Annotated in this window: 19 protein-coding genes; 5 read left to right on the top strand and 14 right to left on the bottom strand. The window is 40.2% G+C overall.

Annotated elements, in window-relative coordinates; translation table 11 throughout:
* Positions 1 to 4: 4 nt before the first annotated feature.
* Together FE005_RS08730 and FE005_RS08725 are read right to left on the bottom strand one after the other, a co-directional pair.
* The gene (locus FE005_RS08730; protein WP_003127676.1) at positions 5 to 343 is read right to left on the bottom strand and encodes a putative DNA-binding protein; all 339 of its coding nucleotides are present in this window, start codon (positions 341 to 343) and stop codon (positions 5 to 7) included.
* Positions 333 to 806: a DUF523 domain-containing protein gene (locus FE005_RS08725; protein ID WP_081131248.1), complete on the bottom strand. Its 474-nt coding sequence runs from the start codon at positions 804 to 806 to the stop codon at positions 333 to 335. Before FE005_RS08725 ends, FE005_RS08730 begins: the two co-directional genes overlap by 11 nt.
* Positions 807 to 949: 143 nt before the next feature.
* On the opposite strand from FE005_RS08725, the gene FE005_RS08720 reads away from it, so the two are divergent.
* Positions 950 to 1,657, top strand: coding sequence for a response regulator transcription factor (locus FE005_RS08720; protein ID WP_003127674.1), 708 nt, complete (start codon positions 950 to 952; stop codon positions 1,655 to 1,657).
* Entirely contained in the window at positions 1,654 to 3,396 is a 1,743-nt protein-coding gene (gene pnpS, locus FE005_RS08715; protein ID WP_003127673.1) for a two-component system histidine kinase PnpS, read from the top strand. The genes FE005_RS08720 and pnpS overlap by 4 nt, the downstream gene beginning before the upstream one ends.
* A gap of 197 nt (positions 3,397 to 3,593) precedes the next feature.
* On the opposite strand, the gene FE005_RS08710 is transcribed toward pnpS, so the two are convergent.
* The 3 genes from FE005_RS08710 to FE005_RS08700 form a co-directional block, all read right to left on the bottom strand.
* Positions 3,594 to 6,044 (bottom strand): GH25 family lysozyme, encoded by a 2,451-nt coding sequence (locus tag FE005_RS08710; protein ID WP_230321093.1) that lies wholly within the window; start codon positions 6,042 to 6,044, stop codon positions 3,594 to 3,596.
* 120 nt (positions 6,045 to 6,164) lie between these two features.
* The gene (locus tag FE005_RS08705; RefSeq protein ID WP_005471921.1) at positions 6,165 to 7,076 is read right to left on the bottom strand and encodes a phosphate ABC transporter substrate-binding protein PstS family protein; all 912 of its coding nucleotides are present in this window, start codon (positions 7,074 to 7,076) and stop codon (positions 6,165 to 6,167) included.
* 361 nt (positions 7,077 to 7,437) lie between these two features.
* Positions 7,438 to 8,616, bottom strand: coding sequence for a pyridoxal phosphate-dependent aminotransferase (locus FE005_RS08700; RefSeq protein ID WP_029487166.1), 1,179 nt, complete (start codon positions 8,614 to 8,616; stop codon positions 7,438 to 7,440).
* 176 nt (positions 8,617 to 8,792) lie between these two features.
* Between FE005_RS08700 and FE005_RS08695 the strand changes: the two genes are divergently transcribed.
* Positions 8,793 to 9,518 carry a DUF2087 domain-containing protein gene (locus tag FE005_RS08695; protein ID WP_231293198.1) on the top strand — a complete coding sequence of 242 codons (726 nt, stop codon included), beginning with the start codon at positions 8,793 to 8,795 and terminating at the stop codon, positions 9,516 to 9,518.
* 168 nt (positions 9,519 to 9,686) lie between these two features.
* Here the strand turns inward: FE005_RS08695 and FE005_RS08690 are convergent, their stop codons facing one another.
* From FE005_RS08690 to FE005_RS08670, 5 genes are all read right to left on the bottom strand, one after another.
* Positions 9,687 to 10,205, bottom strand: a complete 519-nt coding sequence (locus FE005_RS08690) for a prevent-host-death protein (protein ID WP_029487167.1) — start codon at positions 10,203 to 10,205, stop codon at positions 9,687 to 9,689.
* Positions 10,206 to 10,401: 196 nt separating this feature from the next.
* On the bottom strand, positions 10,402 to 12,558 hold the full coding sequence (locus FE005_RS08685; RefSeq protein ID WP_138371652.1) for a heavy metal translocating P-type ATPase: 2,157 nt from the start codon (positions 12,556 to 12,558) through the stop codon (positions 10,402 to 10,404).
* A 141-nt stretch (positions 12,559 to 12,699) separates the two neighbouring features.
* Positions 12,700 to 12,909: a copper chaperone CopZ gene (copZ, locus tag FE005_RS08680; protein ID WP_003127666.1), complete on the bottom strand. Its 210-nt coding sequence runs from the start codon at positions 12,907 to 12,909 to the stop codon at positions 12,700 to 12,702.
* 3 nt (positions 12,910 to 12,912) lie between these two features.
* Positions 12,913 to 13,359 (bottom strand): CopY/TcrY family copper transport repressor, encoded by a 447-nt coding sequence (locus FE005_RS08675; RefSeq protein WP_003127665.1) that lies wholly within the window; start codon positions 13,357 to 13,359, stop codon positions 12,913 to 12,915.
* A 114-nt stretch (positions 13,360 to 13,473) separates the two neighbouring features.
* Positions 13,474 to 14,460 carry an aldose epimerase family protein gene (locus tag FE005_RS08670; RefSeq protein ID WP_005471910.1) on the bottom strand — a complete coding sequence of 329 codons (987 nt, stop codon included), beginning with the start codon at positions 14,458 to 14,460 and terminating at the stop codon, positions 13,474 to 13,476.
* 145 nt (positions 14,461 to 14,605) lie between these two features.
* Between FE005_RS08670 and FE005_RS08665 the strand changes: the two genes are divergently transcribed.
* Positions 14,606 to 14,968 (top strand): iron-sulfur cluster biosynthesis family protein, encoded by a 363-nt coding sequence (locus tag FE005_RS08665; protein WP_003127663.1) that lies wholly within the window; start codon positions 14,606 to 14,608, stop codon positions 14,966 to 14,968.
* 90 nt (positions 14,969 to 15,058) lie between these two features.
* Here FE005_RS08665 and FE005_RS08660 read toward each other — a convergent pair whose 3' ends face one another.
* The 3 genes from FE005_RS08660 to map are packed head-to-tail and all read right to left on the bottom strand — an operon-like array spanning position 15,059 to position 18,010.
* Positions 15,059 to 16,270, bottom strand: a complete 1,212-nt coding sequence (locus FE005_RS08660; RefSeq protein WP_003127662.1) for a glycosyltransferase family 4 protein — start codon at positions 16,268 to 16,270, stop codon at positions 15,059 to 15,061.
* Between the two features lie 19 nt (positions 16,271 to 16,289).
* Positions 16,290 to 17,213: a YihY/virulence factor BrkB family protein gene (locus FE005_RS08655; RefSeq protein ID WP_003127661.1), complete on the bottom strand. Its 924-nt coding sequence runs from the start codon at positions 17,211 to 17,213 to the stop codon at positions 16,290 to 16,292.
* Between the two features lie 32 nt (positions 17,214 to 17,245).
* Entirely contained in the window at positions 17,246 to 18,010 is a 765-nt protein-coding gene (gene map, locus FE005_RS08650; RefSeq protein WP_003127660.1) for a type I methionyl aminopeptidase, read from the bottom strand.
* 171 nt (positions 18,011 to 18,181) lie between these two features.
* Between map and FE005_RS08645 the strand changes: the two genes are divergently transcribed.
* Positions 18,182 to 18,622, top strand: a complete 441-nt coding sequence (locus FE005_RS08645; protein WP_003127659.1) for a flavodoxin — start codon at positions 18,182 to 18,184, stop codon at positions 18,620 to 18,622.
* Between the two features lie 68 nt (positions 18,623 to 18,690).
* On the opposite strand, the gene FE005_RS08640 is transcribed toward FE005_RS08645, so the two are convergent.
* Positions 18,691 to 19,278 (bottom strand): TetR/AcrR family transcriptional regulator, encoded by a 588-nt coding sequence (locus FE005_RS08640; RefSeq protein WP_003127658.1) that lies wholly within the window; start codon positions 19,276 to 19,278, stop codon positions 18,691 to 18,693.
* Positions 19,279 to 19,508 lie beyond the last annotated feature (230 nt).

Below are 19,508 nucleotides of genomic sequence, written 5' to 3'. Positions count from 1 at the left end.
TCCTTTATTCTTCGATTTCTTGGATCTCTTCGATCAACGAGCGCAATGTCTCATCTTTGGGATAGTGCGTCTTGGTGTACTCAGATAATTGCTCCAACAAGTCTTCCCGCATCATATAATCCGAAAACATGTGTAGTTTTTTTTCATAATCTTCAAGAATTTTTTCCGTTCGTTTGATATTATCATACACTGCTTGCCGACTTACATGGTATTCTTCTGCAATCTCACCTAATGAGAAGTCATCTGCATAATACAATTCCATATAATTCATCTGCTTCTCAGTTAACAGTGTAGAATAAAATTCAAACAACGCGTTCATTCGATTGGTTTTTTCAATCTCCATTATTTTCCTCCTGCTCAGCAAGCCAGTCGACATCCGACAGCACGGTCATTCCTTGTTGTTGAAAATAAGCACTGGCGACACCAACACCTTCTTTTTTGACTCCTGAAAAATTGCCGTCGTAAACAATCCGACTGCCGCAAGAAGGACTTTTTTCTTTTAAGATCAGTTGCGTGATCCCAAGATCGCGTAATTTTTGATAGGCAAGCTTTGCGCCGTTCATAAATTGTTCTGAGACATCTTCTCCAGTGACAGTAATGACTTTGGCTTTTTGTGACCAAACATCTCTACCGTCCCCACCAACAATTTCTGCTGGCTCACGAGGAATCGGCAACCCACCAAGGACTTCTGGACAGACCATCACTGCTTGACCAGTTTGAACGAGTTCAACCAGTTGAGCAACCGCTTGATGCTGCCCGTCATAGCGGCACATGACTCCACCTAAACATGCACTGATTCCAATCATCGAACACCCTCAGCTTTCTTCTCAAATCGTCCTTTATTATAGCATTTATTTGTGGTAGACAATAGTACCAATTCTTTATTCATGCTAAAATATAGCTAGAACAACGTAAAATGATTGTTCCTTTGTTAAGAAAGGAGTTCATGATGAAAAAAATTCTCGTGGTAGATGATGAACCATCTATCGTTACTTTACTTACATTCAATTTAGAAAAAGAAGGATACCAAGTCGTTTCGGCTGTCGACGGTAAAATGGGGGTTGATCTGGCACTATCTGAAGATTTTGACTTCATTATCTTAGATGTGATGTTGCCGCAAATGGACGGTATCGAAATCACCAAGAAACTACGACAAGAAAAAATCGAGACTCCTATTTTAGTTTTAACCGCTAAAGATGATCCGATTGATCGGATTCTTGGGCTTGAAATCGGAGCAGATGATTATTTGACCAAGCCCTTTAGCCCTAGAGAAGTGCTTGCTCGGATGAAAGCAATCTTTAGACGGTTGGAACCGCGAGGCACTGCAGATCTTTCGGATCAGCCAGCAGAAATGTTGCAAATTGGTGACATTTTAGCAGACTTGACCAATTACCAAGTAAGCGTCAAGGGAGAAAAGATTTTTCTGACTCCAAAAGAGTTTGAACTGCTAATATACTTCATGAAACGGAAAGGCCGTGTGATCGACCGCGATACGCTGCTGAATCGCATTTGGAATTTTGACTTTGATGGCCAAAGCCGAATCGTTGATGTGCATATCAGTCATTTACGCGAAAAGCTGGAACGTGACCCGAAACATCCCGAGTATTTAGTGACAGTTCGCGGATTTGGCTATAAATTTCAGGAGCCTCATTCATGAAACGCTTTGGCTATGGCCTATGGAGTCTGCTATTAGCCGTACTGTTTATCATCTGCTGGCAGTTTCTTAGCAGCTTCTATCGCCAGCAAGTGATTGCCCAACAAGTAGACTTCTTGGAAGAAAAAGCGGCGATTTTCTTGAACCTTTCTGATAATCAACCAGCGACATTGCAACAATTTGCTGATGCCTATGTACAGGATAGTTCCAGCCGGATCACTTTATTGGACAAGGATGGGCGGATCATCTACGATACTTACGATTCGTCTTTAAAAGAAAGCAGAGCCAACCGGCCTGAAGTGCAGGCAGTTTTAAAAGGTAGTAATCTGGGCCAGTCTTTGCGAAAAAGTGATACATTGAATGAAGAATTGCTGTATGTTGCGATCCCTGTCAAAGAAGATGGCAACTTGCAGCAAATTTTGCGGATCGCTGAACCAACGGCACCTTTTTTTGCTAAAAGCCAAACCATTCAGCGTTCGATCTTTTTCGTTTATCTCCTATTTTGTTTATTTGTCAGCTTTTTGACGTTTCATGCGTTACGTCAAAGAAATCGTCCTGTGCAGACTATTTTGCCTGTTCTAAAAAAAATGATTTCTTCTCCTGATCAACAGGCGATCATTATGCAAGAAACACCTGAGCATGATGACTTATACCAGACGATTAATCAATTGAGTGAACAAATGAGTCGAACCTATCAAGCTTATGCCGCTTCTGAGCAACAATTGTATGGCCTGTTGAATGAACTGATGATCGGGGTTTTTATCATTGATCAGGATGACCGATTGTTATTGCTGAACCCTACCATGCAAGAGCAGCTAGGGATCGAAGCATTGCCTCAGTTGCCACAACCATTCACTGAAGTGATTCATGATACACAGTTGATTCAATTAATTTATCACATGAACGAGCAGACCCCTTCTTTACAAGAAGAAATTGCTTTGAGTGATGATCATCCGCGAGTTCTTGATGTAACATTGCGTCTCTTTAATGAAAATGAGTTGTTAGGGATCTCTTATGATCTGACTCGGGTGCGTCAATTAGAAAAAATGCAAAAAGATTTCGTCGGTAATGTTTCTCATGAATTGAAAACGCCAGTCACTTCTTTGATTGGTTTTACGGAAACATTATTGGATGGTGCCTTAGAAGATCGAGAAACATTGGTTTCGTTCCTTAAAATCATCCAAAAAGATGCCTATCGTCTAGAAAATTTGATTCAAGAGATTATTCTCCTATCCAAAGATAGTCATTCATTTGATTACACCGCACAAGAAATCAACCTTCGAGCATTGATTGAGCAAATCATCCGTTCCTATGAACCAATTGCACGAGAAAAACAGTTGTCCTTTATCATCAATGGTCCTGAAGAATTGATTTTCATCTCAAAAAGAGAGCTACTGCAACCAATCTTAAAAAATTTGATTGAAAATGCAGTCAATTATTCCAAATCACAAGGGACCATCCAAGTTGACTATTCGTATCGAGCAAAACAATTACAGCTTTCAGTTCGTGACCAAGGGATCGGTATAGATCGAGAAGATCAAGTTCGGATCTTTGAACGTTTTTATCGCGTAGATAAAGCTCGTACGCGTAATTCAGGAGGAACCGGCTTAGGACTAGCCATCGTTAAAGATTATACGAAACTGTTAGGCGGCACTATCACAGTTGACAGCTTCCCAGGGGCTGGCTCAACATTTACGATCACACTTCCTCTTGAGACCAAAAAAAATTCAGGACCTGCGTAATCTATACGCAAGTCCTGAATTTTTTAGTTTACTTGGCGAGTGGCCGATTCATTAATATAACCTTGCCAAATGCCTTTGTTATCACATAATACATAAAAAATTTATTTGATCTTTTTAATAGCCAACCGGGAACTCTCTTTTATACTGATCGTGACATACTTATTCTTAAATGAGAGTATTACGCTAGCATTTGTTTTCTATTTTACTCCCGTACTATTTATATATCCCTGCCATACTCCACGATTATCATATAAAGAATAGTAAGTACTACCATTAAAATGATTGTAATAACACTTTACTTGATACGTTTTTCCATAAATCTCAGAGCTTTTCATCTTCTCTTTTCCAGAAAAATTTTGCCATATAGAATAATTTTTCGTATTGATCGTTACATACTTATTGCTGGGTATAGCCATCCCTGCAGCACTTGTTCCCTCTTTTACTCCTGTACTATTGATGTACCCTTGCCATACTCCATGGTTATCGTATAAGGAGTAATAGGTACTTCCATTAAAATGATTATAATAGCATTTTACTTGATACGTTTTTCCATACAATTCGGAACTTTTTCTTTTTTCTTTCCATAAAAAGTTCTGCCATATGGAATAATTTTTGCTATTAATTGTTACATATTTGTTGCTAGATATAGCCATTCCTGCAGCACTTGCTCCCTCTTTTACTCCTGTACTGTTAATGTAACCTTGCCATATTCCGTGATTATCGTATAAGGAGTAATAGGTACTTCCATTAAAATGATTATAGTAGCATTTTACTTGATACGTTTTCCCATAAATTTTAGAACTCTTCATCTTTTCTTTTCCAGAAAAATTCTGCCATATGGAATAATTTTTTGTATTGATTGTTACATATTTGTTGCTAGGTATAGCCATTCCTGAAATATTATTACTTATTTTGGTTCCGTTAGCATTAATATATCCTATCCATTTGTCTTTATTATCATAGAGAGATAAATACACACTACCATTCAAATGTTTATAATGACATTTTATTTTAAATGTTCGATTGTAAAGAACGTCAGTATTTGAAAGAAATTTCCAAGAAAAATTTTGCCATATTGAATGATTTGCCCCAGTTATTGTTGCATAACGATTGTCTGCAATCGCTGAACCTTGATCGCCTTGAATCGTCAGTTTACTCTCTTCAACATACCCGATCCAATTACCATTTATATCCTTAATAGAATCATATATTTTTCCATTAAAGTGGTGATACTTTCCCGTAACTTTATAAGTATTTTTCAACATAGCAGCTGTTATCGGTGCGGTCGAATTAAAAGTAAAATCACGATAAACATTTCCAATGGATTGAAATTTTACATATTTTTCTTTTGCTTGCCAAGCGCCTTGCGCGCCATCTACTGTTTTTGCACCTGTGGAATTAAGATACCCAACCCATGTACCTTTCCTGTCATACAATGAATAGTACGTACTACCGTTACTATGTTCGTAACGACATTTTATTTGTAACGTTTGACCCAAATAATCTTTTGAATCTGCTTTTTTCTTCCAAGAAAAATTCTGCCAAATCGTGTAGTTATCTTTCGTAATCGTAGCGTAGCGGTTGTCTGGTATTGCTCCTCCTTGCCCCTGACCAGTAAAGTATTTCTTATAGTCAGAAGACATATCGAAGGTCCCACTGACTCCTGGGAAAGAAAGATTATAGGTCCACTGCCATGCACTATATTCCGTGAATTTTTGTCCTGCAGGAACATACGGATAATTCGCGATCCAGACATTACTATAGCCAAGTGCAGCAGGATCGATCGCTTTTTGAGTGACCCAAAGTACCCCAGTGTAATGATGGGTATTACTATAGCCTAATTCTTTGATACGATTGGCAAATACTTTAGAAAGTGCAGTATGATCTGCTTTTCCCATTATTTGATTGTCCTCGATATCATTAACCATCAAAGCTGAGGTTGGCAGCTTCAATTCTTTGGCATATTTGACAAAATACTCGGCTTCTGCTTTAGCTTGCGCTTCTGTCGTGAACCAACTGTAATGATAAGCATGTACTACCAGTCCTGCCGCTTGAGCATTCGCAATTTGAGATGCTGCTAATGGATTGCGATAAGAAGTAGCTTCTGTCAATTTCACAACCACGGAAGAAATACCATAACTTTTGATAATCTTGTATTGTTCCACGCTAATGATGCCATTGTGAGAAGAGACATCAATAAAATCCTGACTAGGAGTCGATGGGTCTCCGGCTTCAATAAACGCGACGTCTGCTGAACGCAGAGAACGCCGCTGAATGCCCACCTGTTCTTTCAAATCGGAACGATTTCTGCTCGACGGATCAAGTCCACCTTGAACATCATAAATTTTTTCGGGTTCTTCTTGTGTTTCTTGCTGTGATTCATCTGAAGCTTGTGTTTCTTCTTTTGTACTTTCTTGACTACTCTTTTCTGAACTACTGGTATTCGAAGCTCCCTCTGCATCTGACGACACGGTACTTGTGCTATCCGTCGTTGAGGTGTTAGAGGCACTTGTTTCATTCATTGTTTCTGTAGTAAGTGTTTGACTGCTGCTTTCAATTTCTATAGCTAAAACAGTTCCTGTATTTCCTAAAAACAGTAGCGGCAAAAGTGCACAAATATATACAAAGTATTTTGTCTGTTTTGACATTTCTTTCCCCTTTCAATTTTACTCCTTTTCATTTTATAGGAAAAAAGCATAAAAATACAGAAAAAAAGGACATTTATTTGCCCTTTTCGTCTCTGACTATTCATTGATAACTATAGTTTCTTAGTTTATATTCGTAACTTCCCCTTCAACACTACGTTCAACTTTCATTTCTGTGATTGGTAAGTATCCTAATTCTTTCACCACACCTTGTTGAATATCGTCACTCAACATGTAATCAAGAAATGTTTTGACGTTTGCATCTGGTTCGCCATTTGTATACATATGCTCGTAAGACCAAATTTTCCAGTCATTTGTAGCAATATTTTCTGGAGTTGCTTCAACACCGTCAATCGTTAATGCTTGTAAAGAATCATCCAGATAAGATAGAGCAAGATAGCTGATTGCTCCTGGTGTTTCTGCAACGATTTTGCGAACCGTTCCAGAAGAGTCTTGTTCTTGGGTTTGAATTGTTTCGGCCCCGTCAAGTCCCCATTTTTCAAATGTTGCCCGTGTACCACTACCAGAGGCACGGTTGATCACTGCGATCTCTTGGTCTTTTCCACCAAGTTCAGACCAATTTTTGGTTTTACCAGTGAAGATATCAATCAAGTCCTGTTTGCTGATATCTTTAACACCAACTTCTTTATTCACTACAGGAGCCATCCCAACTACGGCGACTTTATGGTCTACCAATTTGCTAGCATCTACTCCGTCTTTTTCTTCAGCAAAAACATCAGAATTACCGATTGTTACAGCACCAGCTTCTACTTGGCTCAGTCCTGTGCCGCTACCGCCGCCTTGAACAGTAATCATATAGTTTGGATTTTCAGAGGTGAAACTTTCTTGTGCAGCTTGAACTAATGGTTGTAGTGCAGTTGATCCAACAGCCAAAATTTCTACATTTCCAGACGCTGCTCCTGAAGCACTTGATTCATTTGATGCTTGACCGCTATCAGCAGCATTTGATCCGCTATTTCCACAGCCAGCTAGTAATAGTCCTGTTGCTAAAATTAAGAATCCCAGTTTTTTCATTTGTTAAATCTCCTTTCGTTATATGCTTAGTTTAGCAACCCCTTGTAAACCCATGATTGATTTAAAGTAAAGAATAGATAAACCCATGTAAATCTTTTGTAAACATTAAAACGTATCGCTCGTCATTGTTCCTCTCTTTTCATTAAAGTGAAAAGAGCTTGCCTGGTTCCTTCTTAAAAAAGCAAAAGGTACAAGTGCCGCTGTGTGTTGTTCTTTATGACTCCATATTGGGGCTATACTTACTTTGCTTCGCACTGGCTTCTAGCGCGTTTGCGCTAAGACGAACTTACATGCCACTCTTCGAGTGTCAATCGCAGTGATTCGCAGCAAAAGAGCGTCCCATTGGGACGCTCTGATGTGTTTATTGATTTGGTTGTTTCTTCATATAATTACTTAGTCGCTTCATGGCTTCTTGCAGGTTCTCTTGGCTGGCTGCGTAGCTTAGGCGTACATATCCTTCGGCTTCGGGTCCGAATGCGATCCCTGGTATGATTGCTAATTGATTTTTTTCTGCTAAATCAACACAGAATGCCATCGAATCTTGTTCATAACCGGTTGGGATTTTTGCAAATAAATAGAAAGCTCCTGACGGCTTGGCGATTTCAAAACCTAATGCTGTCATTTTTTCATAGAGAAAATCACGTCGCTGACGGTACTCGGCTTTCATAACTGCAGCATCATTGATTCCTTCAACTAACGCTCTTACAGCTGCTTTTTGTGAAATCGTTGAGGCTGCCGTTACTAAATATTGATGAACTTTGATAATTTGGGCAGTTAAGGCAACGGGAGCAAAGATAAAACCAATCCGCCAGCCAGTCATTGCATGTGATTTTGATAACCCATTGATCAAAATGGTCTGTTCCGGTAAATATTCTGCGATCGATACATGGGGTGCGTCGTAAGAAAGTTCACTATAAATTTCATCACTAACGACAAACACAGGATATTTTTTCAGAACTTCCGCAAGTGCTTGAACTTCTTCACGAGAATAAACCACGCCGGTTGGATTACTAGGATAATTTAAGATAACCGCCTTGACCTGATCCCCATGCTCAATCAAAGCCGCTTCCAACATCTCCGGTGACAATACAAAATCGTTCGCTGTGGTATCTAAATAAATGGGGGTAGCGTGAGCTAGTTGAATCACGGGCTCATATCCGGGATAAATAGGTGCTGGCAAAAGGACTTTATCTCCTGGTTCCAGAATTGCTAATAAAGAAGCAGAGATTGCTTCAGTTGCACCGATAGTCACTAATACTTCTGATAACGGATCATAACTCAATTGATATTTTTCTTTTAAAAAAAGGCTTGCGGCTTCTCGAACATCCGTTAACCCGGCCATTCCTGAGTAATGGCTGTAATTTTGCTCAATTGCTTGAACACCAGCATTTTTGACATGATCCGGTGTATTGAAATCCGGTTCGCCTAATGTTAATTTCAAAATATCTGGTATACCAGATACCCGCTCATCAAATTTTCGAATCAAAGAAACAGCAATTTGATAGACTTCTTTGTTAAAACGTTGACTGACATCTGTCATCGTATCACTCCTATCCACACAAAGTTACCTTTTGTTATTGCTGTTAATCCTATCACATTTTGATCCGTAATTTAATACTTTCGCTAAAACAAAAAATAAAAAATCCATCTGTTTATATATTTGCAAACGATATTTATAAATGTTAGTATATAAACAAACGAAAGGAGATGATTAAAGTGAATACTATTCCCGCCACCTCTTTGTCTGACTATGAACATGGGTATCGTTCCACAAAAACACATTATCAATGCCTATTCTGCGATGTTAATTATGAAAAAGGACAAATTTATCCAACCTCTGATCGCTTTTATACCGCCAAAAAATGCATCTTATTACATCTAAATGAGGTCCATGGTGGTTTACTGAATGCATTGCTGTCATTAAGTCGCGAGCAGACAGGTTTGTCAGAAAGCCAACAAGAGATCTTATCATTATTTGCGCAAGGACTCAGCGATGCCGTCATCGCGCAACGTCTAGGTATCTCTAATTCGACAGTACGAAATCACCGCTTTAAATTAAAAGAAAAAGAACGGCAAGCGAAAGTCTTTTTAAGTATTATGGCACATTTAGAAGAACAAGATTTTGTTCTTCCCCATACAGGAGCAACCATGTTGGATGATCGTTATGCAATCACCAGCGAAGAAAGAGAAAAAATCATTGCGACTTACTTCGATCAAGATGGGGTGATTCATCAATTCCCAAGTAAGGAAAAACGCAAAATCGTGGTATTGAGTGTTTTGGCTCAAAAATTTGATTCTCAAAAAAATTATTCCGAAAGTGCCGTCAATGATATTTTGAAACAGTTTATTGCTGACTACGTCACTGTTCGCCGCTATTTGATCGAATACGGATTCATGCAGCGAACCAAAGATGGTAAAACCTATTGGTTGACGGTTGCTTAGTGGGTCGCTGAAAAAGGCTGAGACTTAGCTGTTATCTGATGGTACTTTTTGATCCTAATCAGGAGTATCCTTTTCACACCTTTTGTCTCAGCCATTATTTCTATCGGTATCGACTAAACTCACACTATTACACTTACGCAAAAAAACAGTTATGCTGCAGCATAACTGTTAGTTTTCTTTAAGGAATATTTTTTTGATGATCAATTTATCAAAAAGCTGCGTTTGATTGTCTTGCTCGCCGATGACTTCGGCACTGATAGATTTTCCATCGGGCTTTTTGCGCAATTGATAGACAATCTTTCCGGTTTCTTTTAATTCATTGATCATGTCAACTACACCGCCAAAGCCTGTTTTGCGGGTAATAAAGCCTAATGCGACCATTCGTTCGTCCAAATTTTTTGCAGAAATCGTTGCCCCTGTAATCAATGCTTGCCGCATAATCTGTAAGAATTCTTCCAATCCCGCCACAGCTGGTTGATCCGGCTCTTCTTCCGCTAATGGCCGTTGATCCAGTTCCTGTAAGAGTGTTTCATATTGCTCTTGTGTCAGCATGACCCCCGCCACTTTTTCACGATTGAATACATATACTGCTGTTCCCGCTTCTCTCGCTTGATTAAATACATCCATCGGAGATTTTTTTACTTCAGTGATCGAAGTAGTGGGAACCTCTAACTTCTTCAGTTCCATTCTCAACGTCCTCCTTGTCTCAACGAACACATTATAGCATAAAGTCACTGTTCGATTGTAGGTTTATTTCGACGGCTTTGCCGTTAAATCACCAAAGAATCTTCGATTCTCAACTGACTAAAAAACCGAATCAGTTTGTTTCGGTCGTTCTCCTGCTTACAAGAGAATCAATGGAAACAAACGATTCGGTTTTTTGTCACTCATCAATTTTGAGTGTCATAGCATTGATTGCTACTACGATTGTGCTTAGTGACATCAAAACGGCGCCGACAGCGGGATTTAAAATGATACCAATTGGTGCTAGGATTCCTGCAGCTAAGGGAATCGTCACAATATTGTACCCTGCTCCCCACCAAAGGTTTTGAATCATTTTTCGTCTAGTTTTATGAGCCAGCTCAAGAAAATGCAGAATATCATTAGGGTTACTATTGGTCAAAACAACATCTGCGGAATCAATCGCGACATCTGTTCCAGCGCCGATAGCAATACCGATCGTTGCCCGAGCCAAGCTTGGTGCATCATTGATACCATCACCAACCATCGCTACCCGTTGTTTCTTATTCAGATAATCAGCAACGATTCGTTCTTTATCTTCTGGCAATAATTCAGCAAAATACTCATCGATGCCTAGATAAGTTGCCACTGCCTTAGCAGCTGCTTGATTGTCTCCAGTTAACATCACTGGTGTAATCCCCTGTTTCTTCAATGTTTCGATGAATTTTACCGCCTCTGGTTTGATTTTGTCTCCCAAAGCTACGAGCCCTTCGACTTGATTGCCTTTCACCAAGTAGCTAATGGTGTTCCCTTGTTCTTGATATTTATTCAATTGGTCCGGATCAATGGTTGTCTGATACTTTTCGATCCCTTTTTGATTGACGATCTGCCATTTCTCCCCAGCAATCATCCCTTCGATCCCGATACCAGAATGCGCTTGGATTCCAGTCGCTTCCTTCGGCTGAACATTTTCCTTTTTTGCTTGCGCTAAGATGCCATCAGCAATAGGATGATTGGCCGATTGTTCCAGCCCTGCTAGATAGGCTAGTAGTTCATCTGCTGTATAGTCACCAAAGCTTTCAATTCCTGTGACCGAGAAAGTTCCTTGTGTTAAAGTACCGGTTTTATCAAGTAACAAATAGTCTAGATCATGGGCATTTTCCAGTGCATTACGATTTTTTAACAATAAGCCGTTTTTAGCAGCAATTGATGTCGAACGTGCGACAACCAACGGAATGGCTAATCCAAGTGCATGAGGACAGGCAATGACAAAAACAGTTACCATCCGATCCAGCGCTGTTGGCAAATCCGCTGCGAACACCCAAATTACAAATGCGGTAATTCCGACGACCAATGCAATATAGAACAACCATTTTGCCACTTTATCTGACAAAGCTTCCAATTTTGATTTATCCGCCTGCGCTTGACGAACCATTTCCATTACTTTTGAAAGATAGCTCTCATCACCGGTTCCTGTTACTTCAATAGTAATCGTTCCATTTCCATTTACGGAACCCCCGATTACCTTCGAACCGGACTCTTTCGCTACTCTACGGGACTCACCCGTAACTGCGGATTCATCAATCGTGGTTGCCCCTTCTTTGATGATACCGTCTGTAGGGATTTTGTCACCCGCTCGTACGATCAAACGATCATTTTTCTTCACTGTGTCCAGTGGTATCTTTTCTTCAGAACCATCTGCCTTTTTGCGAGTTACTTCATCAGGCAATAATTCAGCTAATTTTTGCAATGCATTCCCTGCATTGGACACAGCGTTCATCTCGATCCAATGTCCTAAAAGCATGATCACGATCAATGAAGCCAGTTCCCAAAAGAAGTCCATGACATGTGCGCCATGCATGAAATGATTCGCGATAAACGCGTAAATACTATAGACATAAGAGACTGTGATCCCCATAGCAATCAACGTCATCATTGCTGGACTCTTTTGCTGCAGTTCCATCTTCGCTCCGCTCAAGAAAGGCTGACCGCCATAGAAGAACAAAATCGTGGCTAAAATCATCACTAGCCAGTCAGACCCTGGAAAAGTGAACTGAAAAGGCAATTCAAGCCCCATCATAGGGGATAAAAGAATAATCGGGATTGCTAAAACCAAGGAAAGCCAAAACTTTTGCTTGAAATTCCCCATATGCATACTATGATCCATTCCACTCATGCCATGATCCATGTGGCTATGATCCATCTTACTATGATCCATCTTACTGTGATCCATCTTACTGTGATCCATCTTACTGTGATCCATCTTACTGTGATCCATCTTACTGTGATCCATCTTACTGTGATCCATCTTACTGTGATCCATTTCCGAATGTCCTCCGTCCATTTCGTTATGGCTCATCTCAAACTCCTCCTTTTTGCTGGAAAGTTTTGCGCCCTGCTGGAACGCGTTGGGGGGTGACAGAAGTTGCCTACCGTCTTTCCGCAAACAATTAAATGAACTTTTTTCATTCCATATCTTTCAAGAACAGCAGCGAGAGACTTATTCAACCGTGGCTGTGTACCCCACCTCCGTTACTTTAGCGATGATGTCTTCATCTGTAACAAGTTGTTCGTCATATTTGACTTTGGCATTGGCTTTCTTTAAATTTACCTTTGCTTTTTTGACACCTGGCACTTCAGACAATGCTTTTTCTACCCGAGCAACACAGTGGTCGCAGCTCATTCCTTCAATGTGATAGATTTTTTTCATGATTTATTCTCCTTCATTCATTGTACATTGACATTGTCCCGGTATACAGTTGCAAGCAATAGCGGCTACCGGTTCTTTTTGCGCCAGTGCCTCTTCCAACATTGTTAGATCTTCATTCGTTAGTTCCGATTCACGAATCATTTCTGCCAATGTTTGGCCGATTTTTTTTGCACAGATATGAGAGAATAAACTCTCTGTGGCACTTTGAATCGTAGCATCCTCGGAAACCAAAGGATAATAAACAAATTTTTTTCCTTGGGTTTCTGTCCGCAATACGCCTTTTTTCACTAGACGGCCTAGTAATGTTTTAACGGTTGCTGTTTTCCAGTCTTTGGATTCGCTAAGAAGTGCCGTGACTTCTTGGGCATCGGATTTTCCTAATGTCCAAATCACTCGCATGATCTCCCATTCGGAATCACTGATTTTTATAGGAGCACTTGATGATTGCATATTTTTTCCTCCTTGCTTGTTCACGATTTAAGTTTACATCTGTAATCGAAAATTGTCAAAAAAAACCTCTGCAGTGTTTGAGATCAACTGACAGAGGTCATATATTATCTATGATTAATAAAAAACACGATAACGAGTCACAGAATGGAAAGGTTTTTCTGGACGTAAGAGGATCTCCCCAAACTGAGGATATTTTTCTGTTCCAGGAACGCCTTGGGTCTCAATAGCCATTCCGCCATGGTTTGCAAAAGGTCCGGTTTTCATTGGTGCTCCTTCTTCGCCATCTCGTGTGGTATAGATGACTACAGCCGGTCGATCCGTTGTAACTGTGATGGAAACTTTTTCATCAGGGCTCGTCACTTTCAAGTCCCAGTCCTGAGTATGATCCAATAAGAATGGATCATCAAGTAATGTTGTGCCCATTTTTCGTGCTACACGAAAGTCAAACTTCGTATCAGCAACAGGTTGTTTTTTTCCTGTTGTTGTGACATCAGGATTCGTTTCAGCCACATATTCCGCATTGATTTGAACCATGTGATCATCGATTGGATTTCTAGTGTCACCGGTCAAATTGAAATAGCCATGATTCGTGGGATTATATAGTGTAGGCTGATCGGTTGTGGCATCGTAAGTAATCGTAAATGAATCATCATTTTCCAATGTATAAGTCACTGTGTATGAAACATTGCCCGGAAATCCACTATCGCCGTCTTTGCGTTCTGTCCGATAAATTACGCCAGCTGCGGTTTCTGTTTCAAATGTTTCAGCTTTCCAAGTATCGGTATCCAATCCCTTAAATCCGCCATGCAATGTATTGCCATTATCATTATCTTCTGTTTGATACTCTTTCCCGTCGATAGTAAATCGGGTTCCTGCAATTCTGCCGGCAACTGGCCCAATCGTTGCGCCATAATAACGCGCTTTCTGGTGTCCTGCGATCGTATCATACCCAACAACTAAGTCTCGGCCGCCATCAATCGGCACGATCCAATCCAGTAAGCGTGCTCCTTCCGGGCTTGTTACAAGTTTGACACCGCTATCATTTTCAACTTCATAAACTGTTCCCATTTTTTCTGTTTCTCGTTGCTGTACACTTGGCATTGACCATCCTTCTTTCTTCACTGAAATAACTTCTCATTCAGTATAGACGTTTTAGCCTCAAGACGTCAATAAGCTGAAAGCAGATTACTTTTGTTCTGAGGGAAATGCTCTTAGAATGAAAATGAAGAGAAAGAAGGAGGAACACATGATGGAACTAAAAATGTCACAAGCAGTCATCAACAAACTAGAAGGATATCATAGCAATGAGGGGGCTTTACTGCTGGATCTGGATGACGGTGTCGGACCTTATTCGAAATTAGGGATCTGTTCTCTCGATACAAGTTTTCGTTTCTTGCTGGTCTCAGACAAAGAGGTTCCCGCACCTTACACCATTACTCTCTCATCTGCGGTTGGACCTATTTATATCAAAGACTATACAGCCAATTATTTTGACCAAGAACCAAAGCTTAATTTAAATGAGCGTTTCCAATCAATTATGTTAGAAACAGAATCTGGCGTTGTCGATCGTAACGTTGAAATAATCGATTTGCGCAAACAATCCTTTTAGGGATAGATACAAAAAAAACGACCCACACGTGACTTTCAGCTTCAACTGAACATGTCATGTGAGGATCGTTCTTTTACTGATGGACCGAGATTATTTTTTATGCCTAGCCCGTCGTTTTCTGCGCGAGGTCCGCTGAGGGGTTTTTGATTCTGTTGGTTCCTTTATTGGCTCCTCGGTTGTTTCTAGTGAGTCGCCTGTTCTCTTAGTCAAAACTTCCTGACGAAAGCGCCGATTACCTAGAAATTTCAAGGCGCACATCAATGGTTGGCGATTCTCTCCCACCAAACCAATCAATTCAATAAATAATTCAATCCCAAATGCGGTACTAATGATCAGTAGAATAATTGCCGTATTACTGGCATAGTTCATCAACAGTGCAATAAAAGAAAATACCATTGCTAACGCATAGATTGTCAATACTGCTCCCCGATGAGTGAATCCTAAAGAAAGCAAGCGATGATGAAGATGCATTTTATCAGCAGAAGAAATTTTTTGTTTGTTGAACTTCCGTCGAATCATCGCATAGACAGTATCGGTGATTGGTACGCCCAGAATCAGCATAGGCGTAATCACGGTTATAAACGTCGCATTCTTCAACCCTTGCAATGAGAGAACGGAAATCATAAACCCTAAGAATAAAGCACCCGTATCACCCAGAAAAATCGTTGCTGGATAAAAGTTATAGGGAAAGAATCCCACGATGGCAGCGACTAAAGTAAAGATCACCATTGAAACAGCTACTGAATCAGGTAAAAAGAAGTAACTGATAATCCCAATCGTTATCAAACTGATGATCGATACTCCACTAGCCAGTCCATCTAACCCATCAATCAAATTGACGGCATTTGTGATTGCCAATATCCATAAAATTGTCATTGGCAGGCCTAACCACCCTAAATCGAATACACCGATATAAGGAATCGACACAGTACTGATCTTGATCCCCGCCACAAAATAGATTTCCAAAGCCGCTAGCGTTAACCCACAGACCTTTTGTAATGGAGAGAGCTCAAAGATATCATCAAGCAAACCAGTCACTACAACGATCGCGGCTCCTAAGAGCATTGGCCAGACATAGTTAAATGGGATCATTTCGCGAAACTCCCAAAGCAAGGCAAAAGAGAAGGACAGGAAAATACTAAGTCCTCCTGCTGTAGGCATTGTTTTGGTGTTGATTCGTCGTTCTCCTGGGCGATCGACTGCACCAATTTTAAAGGATATCAATTTAATGATGGGCGTCAATATCAAAGATATGATCATCGTGATGAAAAGACGTACAATAAATTTAAATGCAAATTCCATCGCTCATTCTCACTTTCATTTATTTCTCCTTATTGGAAAATGTATCTTCAAGTTTTGATGAGATACGTTCCACGGGATCTTTTCGTTCTTTGATCTCTTGTCCCGATAAATATTCTTCCACAACTGCGTTGATGATGCCGCCTAAAATAATGATCGTTGCCGCCAGATTCAGCCAAATCATCAACACAATGAAACTCCCGATGATTTGATAGCCGCTGATCCTAGCAGCAAAAAAGCGGGCATATAAGCCAAACACTTGCGACAGCAGCATCCAGCCCGCAGTAGCAAATACTGCGCCAGGAAGCGTTGACCGAAGTTTTACTTTGGCATTAGGCACCAACCAGTAGATTAACATCAAGATAAACAGCAACGCAATGATCGTCAAAGGCCATTTGACAGTTTGGAAGGTAGCAATCAAATCATCTTGAATATGGAAGATTGGTTGTAGAAAGTCCAAAATGATCTTCCCTAAACCAATAACCATCGTCACACCTACGATTGCAATCATAAACAAGAGAATAATGACAAAAGAGACCGCACGAACAACAATAAAGTTCGAACGCTGATCGACACCAAACGCTTTGTTCATGGCAATTTGTAATGCATTGATGCTTTGGCTGGCTGACCAAAGAGCTGCAAGTGCCGAAATAGACAACAAGCCGCCGGAACCAGAAGTCAGCAGATTCTCAATGGCCGGTCCGATAAATTCATACACTTGACCAGGAATCAATTCTTGGACATAGGGCAGCACGTTACTAGGAGCGATTGAAAGAAAAGGCAGCAAGTTTCCGATCGCGATCAGCAATGGAAACAAGGATAGTAATAAATAATAGGCTACGACAACTGAGGTCGTTCCCATTTCAGATTCCGTGATCCGCGTTTGTGTCGTTTCTATAAATCGCATAAGCTTTTGATTGCTTTTCGCCTTATCGATCCATTTCATTTGGGGTTCCTCCGACATCCGTCCATTCTTTTCTAGTAGGTTCCTTCTTCTCCTTGAGAAGTCAAGATCCGTGGACCATCTTTTGTGATAGCTAAGCTATGCTCATATTGACAACTCAATCCACCATCAAGTGTGTACGCTGTCCAACCATTTGGATCCATCTTCATTTTCCAAGTTCCTGTGTTGATCATCGGCTCGATCGTGATGACCATCCCTTCTTTCAAGCGCAGGCCTTTCCCTGCTTCGCCATAATGAGGAATCATTGGTGCTTCGTGGATCGTTGGACCAATGCCATGACCGACAAAATCACGGACAACACCATAGCCTTCACCTTCCGCATACGTTTGGATTGCATGACCAATATCACCGATTCGATTCCCAACTTGTGCTTGTTCGATTCCCAAATACATCGCTTTTTTCGTTACTTCCATTAAACGATCGATTTCTGGGGTCGATTCACCTACGACATAACTCCAGCAAGAATCGGAGATTCCGCCTTTTAGATCAATACACATATCTACTTTGATCAGATCACCATTTTTTAATACTTTTTTTCGGGGAAACCCATGACAAATCTCATTGTTGATGCTGCAGCAAGTCGCATATTTATAATCTTCAAAGCCGATCTGTGCAGCGATTCCGCCATGGCTTTCAATATAATTTCTCACAAATACTTCGATATCCCAGCTAGTGATCCCTGGTTTAATAAACGTACGAAGTTGTTTATGAACGTCCGCAAGTAATGCGCCGGACTCAGCCATTTGATCAATCTCTCTGGCAGATTTTAATGTTATCATTTTCTCGTCTCCCTTATTTAAATTCCTCTTATTTTACCATAGAAAGCAAGAATTTTACAAAGTCTGCTGATTCACCTAAGACTTTTTTCAAGAATTGTTATTCTTGACTGGGTTTGCTATAATCAGAGAGGGTTTTTACTGTTGACCGTTAAAGGATCGGAGGACTTATTTATGACTTTAGCTAAAATCGTTTACGCAAGCATGACAGGCAACACCGAAGAAATAGCTGATATCGTTGCAGAAGCACTTGAAAATCTGGCTATTGAGGTAGATATCAATGAATGTACGCAAGTAGATGCCGATGAATTCGAAGAGGCAGATATTTGCATTGTAGCCACTTATACCTATGGTGATGGTGAACTGCCAGACGAGATCGTTGATTTCTATGAAGACTTGCAAGAATTAGACCTGAGTGGAAAAACATTTGGTGTTTGCGGTTCAGGTGACACGTTCTACGATGATTTTTGCAAATCTGTCGATGATTTTGAAGCAGCTTTTGCCAAGACCGGTGCTATCAAAGGAGCAGAAAGCGTCAAAGTTGATTTGGCTGCCGAAGAAGAAGACATTCAAAACTTAGAAGACTTTGCGAAAAAAATCGTTGCATCTCTTTGATGCGCATACATAAAAAAGCATGTATCCCACGCTGGGTACATGCTTTTTTCTCTTTACGTATGATTTAATTATTGATCGAATGACTTGTATGAAATATCAATCGGTGTTTCTCGATGAATGATATTTTCTGCGGTCTCGGTCATCAATTTTGCAATTTGGTCTTCCGTCGGATGAAGAATTCCCGAAGACATCAATGCGGCTAATCCAGTGGCAACGATCCATACACCCGTATGCAATGATTTCAGTTCGACTTCTGTTAAATCCTGATATTTCGGATCTTTTTTCACAGATTTGACGAATAAATCAAAAGAAAATTTTTGCATGGAATCGCCACCGCCATACTCTTCCAGGTAAAGCGCGCGATACAAGCGTTTTTCTTTATTCGCAAAACCAATGTAATTCAAAGTCAGATCGACGATCACGTCCCCACGTCTCTCAATGGGAAATACTTCTGTTGCTAGATAATCATAAATTTGATTGATCAAGGCACTTTTAAGGTCATCCATGTTTTTGAATTCTAAGTAAATCGGTTGGGTTGAACACTTCATTTTCGCTGCAATATTACGTGCGGTAAAACGTGTGAATCCTTCGGTTGCGACAACTTCATAGGCAGCTTTTAAAATCTGGTCTCTAGTAATTGTTTTCTTTCTTGCCATAATTTTTTAATCTCCTTAATTCTGCTATACATCGCTTTCAGAAAAACCTTTTATTCATTGTATCATGTTTTTTTAAGATTGCAAAACAACTTTTAAGATTGTCCTAGTCCCTATTTGCTTCCAATTCAGCATGAAAAAATCTGTTTTTTTGACTTCGATTTCATTTGTTTTCAAAAAAAGATAGTGCTATCATAGAGAAAGTTATAGTTAGAAAAATTAGGAGGAATTTT

This window comes from Enterococcus sp. M190262, assembly GCF_005843965.1.
Lineage (GTDB): Bacteria > Bacillota > Bacilli > Lactobacillales > Enterococcaceae > Enterococcus_D > Enterococcus_D gallinarum.
Note: the sequence above shows the minus strand (reverse complement) of the source record. Positions and strands in the feature narration are given on the sequence as shown.

Coding starts and splice junctions, on each gene's coding strand:
- FE005_RS08730 (WP_003127676.1), bottom strand. CDS start 343: ATGGAGATTGAAAAAACCAATCGAATGAACGCGTTGTTTGAATTTTAT.
- FE005_RS08725 (WP_081131248.1), bottom strand. CDS start 806: ATGATTGGAATCAGTGCATGTTTAGGTGGAGTCATGTGCCGCTATGAC.
- FE005_RS08720 (WP_003127674.1), top strand. CDS start 950: ATGAAAAAAATTCTCGTGGTAGATGATGAACCATCTATCGTTACTTTA.
- pnpS (WP_003127673.1), top strand. CDS start 1,654: ATGAAACGCTTTGGCTATGGCCTATGGAGTCTGCTATTAGCCGTACTG.
- FE005_RS08710 (WP_230321093.1), bottom strand. CDS start 6,044: ATGTCAAAACAGACAAAATACTTTGTATATATTTGTGCACTTTTGCCG.
- FE005_RS08705 (WP_005471921.1), bottom strand. CDS start 7,076: ATGAAAAAACTGGGATTCTTAATTTTAGCAACAGGACTATTACTAGCT.
- FE005_RS08700 (WP_029487166.1), bottom strand. CDS start 8,616: ATGACAGATGTCAGTCAACGTTTTAACAAAGAAGTCTATCAAATTGCT.
- FE005_RS08690 (WP_029487167.1), bottom strand. CDS start 10,205: ATGGAACTGAAGAAGTTAGAGGTTCCCACTACTTCGATCACTGAAGTA.
- FE005_RS08685 (WP_138371652.1), bottom strand. CDS start 12,558: ATGAGCCATAACGAAATGGACGGAGGACATTCGGAAATGGATCACAGT.
- copZ (WP_003127666.1), bottom strand. CDS start 12,909: ATGAAAAAAATCTATCACATTGAAGGAATGAGCTGCGACCACTGTGTT.
- FE005_RS08675 (WP_003127665.1), bottom strand. CDS start 13,359: ATGCAATCATCAAGTGCTCCTATAAAAATCAGTGATTCCGAATGGGAG.
- FE005_RS08670 (WP_005471910.1), bottom strand. CDS start 14,460: ATGCCAAGTGTACAGCAACGAGAAACAGAAAAAATGGGAACAGTTTAT.
- FE005_RS08665 (WP_003127663.1), top strand. CDS start 14,606: ATGATGGAACTAAAAATGTCACAAGCAGTCATCAACAAACTAGAAGGA.
- FE005_RS08660 (WP_003127662.1), bottom strand. CDS start 16,270: ATGGAATTTGCATTTAAATTTATTGTACGTCTTTTCATCACGATGATC.
- FE005_RS08655 (WP_003127661.1), bottom strand. CDS start 17,213: ATGAAATGGATCGATAAGGCGAAAAGCAATCAAAAGCTTATGCGATTT.
- map (WP_003127660.1), bottom strand. CDS start 18,010: ATGATAACATTAAAATCTGCCAGAGAGATTGATCAAATGGCTGAGTCC.
- FE005_RS08645 (WP_003127659.1), top strand. CDS start 18,182: ATGACTTTAGCTAAAATCGTTTACGCAAGCATGACAGGCAACACCGAA.
- FE005_RS08640 (WP_003127658.1), bottom strand. CDS start 19,278: ATGGCAAGAAAGAAAACAATTACTAGAGACCAGATTTTAAAAGCTGCC.